The sequence below is a fragment of the Bacillus sp. JJ664 genome, from assembly GCF_036962205.1.
GTDB lineage: Bacteria > Bacillota > Bacilli > Bacillales > Bacillaceae_G > Gottfriedia.
The window spans coordinates 1-4,134 of the sequence record NZ_JBALMS010000214.1; the positions used below are offsets into that span (position 1 = coordinate 1).

5 protein-coding genes are annotated in these 4,134 nt (G+C 30.3%); all 5 read left to right on the forward strand.

What is annotated here, in order from left to right; translation table 11 throughout:
- On the forward strand, window positions 1-871 hold an 871-nt coding region (locus tag V7056_RS20345; RefSeq protein ID WP_499704205.1), incomplete at its 5' end, for a M3 family metallopeptidase.
- Window positions 872-1,028: 157 nt separating this feature from the next.
- Window positions 1,029-1,868 (forward strand): P-loop NTPase family protein, encoded by an 840-nt coding sequence (locus V7056_RS20350; protein ID WP_499704206.1) that lies wholly within the window; start codon window positions 1,029-1,031, stop codon window positions 1,866-1,868.
- A gap of 241 nt (window positions 1,869-2,109) precedes the next feature.
- Window positions 2,110-2,481 (forward strand): GntR family transcriptional regulator, encoded by a 372-nt coding sequence (locus tag V7056_RS20355; RefSeq protein WP_499704207.1) that lies wholly within the window; start codon window positions 2,110-2,112, stop codon window positions 2,479-2,481.
- 12 nt (window positions 2,482-2,493) lie between these two features.
- A complete protein-coding gene (locus V7056_RS20360) occupies window positions 2,494-3,369 on the forward strand; it encodes an ATP-binding cassette domain-containing protein (protein WP_499704208.1) in 876 nt (291 codons plus the stop codon).
- Window positions 3,366-4,067: a hypothetical protein gene (locus tag V7056_RS20365; protein ID WP_499704209.1), complete on the forward strand. Its 702-nt coding sequence runs from the start codon at window positions 3,366-3,368 to the stop codon at window positions 4,065-4,067. The genes V7056_RS20360 and V7056_RS20365 overlap by 4 nt, the downstream gene beginning before the upstream one ends.
- Window positions 4,068-4,134: the final 67 nt, after the last annotated feature.

The following is a 4,134-nucleotide window of genomic DNA, read 5'->3' on the forward strand; positions in this document are numbered from 1 at the left end:
CCCTGAACCTAAAGGAAATATCAAATGGATACTAAATGAATTTGAACATGTGTTTAAGGAAATTTCACCTGAAACAGCGGAATTTTATCAATACCTTGAACAAAATAATCTTTTAGATGTAGAGACAAGAAATGATAAAGCGAGAGCGGGCTATTGCACTTATATTGCTGAATATAAATCACCTTATATTTTTGCAAATTTCAACGGAACCTCAGATGATGTTCGGGTATTTTTTCATGAAGCGGGTCATGCATTTCAACTTTATGCTAGTCGAAATTTAGAATTAATTGACTATCATTATCCCACTTATGAAGCGTGTGAAATTTTTTCAATGAGTATGGAGTTGTTTGGATGGAAATCGATTAATCGCATTTTTGGAGAAGACACAAATAAATATAAATATCTACACCTACATGAAGCACTCGACTGGTTAGTATATTGTGTTGCTGTTGACGAGTTTCAACATACTGTTTATGAAAATCCAGAACTGACACCAAATGAAAGAAAAGAAAAGTGGAGAAATATTGAAAAAGAATATTTACCTTTTCGCAATTATGAAGGAAATGATTATTTGGAAAGAGGTGGATATTGGCAACAACAGACACTTATATATAAAACACCTTTTTACTTTATTGATTATGCTTTAGCACAAGTTTGTGCCTTCCAACTATGGAAACAATTTAAAGCGAATGAGGAAGAAGCATTTTCTAGTTTTCTTACAATTTGTAAAGCTGGCGGCAGCAATTCGTTTTTAACAATACTAGCAGAGTCCAACGTGATTTCTCCATTTGTAAATGATTGTATAGAATCGATACTTCCAATGATAAAAAATGAATTAGTTAATATTGAAATGAATATGAAGTTAAAGTAAGTGAAAATGAAAAACACAATCTATATATAAATTGTATTTATTAATAGGAACGATTTCTAGTATACTAGTAGTATATTAAATAAATTTGAGGTGAATACAGTGGAGTATACTAACTTGAAATAAAAAATATCATAAAAGTTAAAGTGAGGACACTGTATTGAGTACAAAAACAAAATTAATATTAGTTGAGGGATTACCTGGTTTTGGTAAATCAACGACTGCAAGATTAGTGTATAACATTTTAAAAGAACAGAATGTAGAAGCTGAATTGTTTTTAGAAGGTGATGTAAATCATCCTGCTGACTATGAAGGTGTAGCGTTCTTTACGAAGTCAGAAATGGAACAATTATTATTATCACATGAGCAACAAAGTGAAATGATTAGAGATCATATGGAAGAATATGAATCTGGTTTTTTAATTCCATATCAAAAACTACAGCAAAAACTTACACCTGAATTATTAGATTCATTGATGAAAAAGGATATTTATGAATTACCACTTGTGCAAAATCAAAATTTAATCGTAAAAAGATGGCAAGCCTTTGCCGAACAAGCCGTAAAAAGCGAAAAAGTGACTATTTTCGAATGCTGTTTTATTCAAAATCCAATAACAGTTGGAATGATAAAATATAATGCAAGCAAAGAAAAAGTGATCCAATATATAAAATCGTTAGAAAATGCAATAGAAGGACTAAACCCGCTGCTACTATATGTTAATCAAGATGATTTGAAATTTTCATTTCACAAGGCTATAAATGAAAGACCAAAAGAATGGTTTGAAGGATTTGTAAATTATTATGCTAATCAAGCATTTGGAAGTGACAATGATTTTAAAGGATTAGATGGAACCATAAAAATTCTTGAGGCAAGAAAACAGCTCGAAATTAACATTCTAGAAGAACTAAGAATAAAAAAGCAAGTTGTCAATAATTCTAACTATGATCTTCAAAGTTATCAATCAACTTTAAGAGATCTTATTCGGATAAATTTTCAATAAAATATGGCCCTACTTCTTTTTGAAGTAGGGCTTTTATCTTTTTCAATAGCAGCGCAAGCGTGCGACCAAACGAAAAAAGCGAGCGTTTATCAGTCATACTGAAAAAAATCTATTTTCTATTTGAAAATAGATTTTTTATTTAGGCGTACTTTTTAGAAATACTTTACATATCATTTATTAGGTAGTATAGTTAGTTACACAAGTAACTAACTAAATAACTAACGAGTAAAGGAAGCTGCTAATGAAACCAACATTAGATGAATCTCAGCCAATATTTCAGCAAATTGCCGTTTTGATTATGGATGAAATTATCGACGGTAGAATTAAGGAGGAGGAGCAGGTTCCTTCAACAAACGAATTATCACGTTTTTATAATATTAATCCTGCAACAGCTAGAAAAGGACTCCAAGCATTGGTTGACAAGGAAATCATTTATAAACAAAGAGGTGTAGGAATGTTTGTTTCTAAAGGAGCAAAAGAAAAATTAATCATTGAGCGAAAAGAGCAATTTTATGAAGAATATGTCGCTCCTTTATTAAAGGAAGCAAATCGAATTCATCTTGATGAACAAATGGTTATTGAATTGATTAAAACAAAAATGGATTCAAAATAGGGGGAGTAACGATTGATCCAGATAAAGAATTTGACTTATGGTTATCAACAAACACCGGTTTTATCAAATTTTAATTTACACGAAACGGAACCAAACATTATCGGTTTATGGGGTAGAAATGGATCTGGGAAAACAACTTTAATGAGTTTACTTGCGGGACACTTCAAACCATTAGAAGGTCAATTAAATGTATTAGGTCAAGAACCATATAATAATTTAATAGCATTAGAAAATATTTGTTATATTCAAGAAAATCATCCTTTTGGACAAAATTGGAAAATTGAAGACGTATGTAAATTTGGTCGCTACTTTCATCCGAAATGGAACCAAGCGTTTGCTGAAAAATTAATCGATTTATTTGAACTACCGTATAAGAAAAAAATCTCTAAATTTTCAAAAGGAATGAAAACTGCTACGCAAATCATTCTAGGTTTAGCAAGTAATGCTCAAATTACGATTCTTGATGAGCCAACAAATGGGTTGGATGCAGTAAAACGAAAACAATTTTATGATGCATTATTAGAGAGTTACGAAGAATATCCACGTTTATTTTTAATCTCAACTCATCATATTGAAGAAATTCAACCACTTTGTGAATCACTTATTGTGATCCAAGATGGAAAAGTTTTATTCCATGAACAAATGGAAGATATGAGAGAAAAAGGTGTTATTTTATCAGGTAATAGTGAAATGATCGAAAAGGTTACTTCTAATACGAGAATAATCGAATCATCTAGAATCAGTTCAACACATAAAGTGATGCTTGATGAAAGTTTTTCTAATAAATGGAAATCAATCGCGTCAGAACATAATTTAACAATTGAAAAAGCTAGTTTACAAGATTATTTAATAAATGTAACGGATAGAAAGATTGAGGTGAAATCATGAATTCAATTAAGGGTACTTATCAATTAATATTTGATGACTTACGTTGGTATTTTATGTTATTTTCTACAATTACATTAGGATTATCACTGATCTATCTTTTAATTAGCGTTATGTTTAATATACCATCAGGAACTGAAGCTGCATTGTTTGGGCCAACTTTTGGAGGTATTAGTACGTTTGCAGTTGCGGGTTTAGTGATTCCAATTCAGGTTGCCATTGGACTTGGAAGTACTAGAGTTCAATTTTTAAAGTCATATAATGTAATGGCTGCTCTTATGGTTGTAGGTAGTATTACATTTTTGAATCTTCTTTATTTAATAATGGACTTTTTATTTGATAAAGGTATAAACAAGTTTCATTTTTTTCATGCAGGCGAATGGTATTCAACAAATTATCATTTTTTCTCATATTACTGGATTGATTTAATGATTGGATTTTTCATACTTGGATTATCCTCTCTCATTGCAGTATTGATCAGAAGACTAGGTGTATTAAACTTTCTAATTTTACTTGTAGGTATCAGTATCATCATTACGTTAACTTCAATAACTGGATCTATTACAACGATCTTTGGTTTGATTTTAGAAAATAATGTATTAATGACATTTACTATACTAGGTATTGTTGGAATGCTACTACAGTCCTTAACATTCCCAATGATGAAAAATGCACCATTAAAAATGAAAAGTAGAGCGTAAAATTCAAAAAAGTATGCTAATTATGGCATACTTTTTCTTATTCAAAATACTATTTATTGGAGATTAA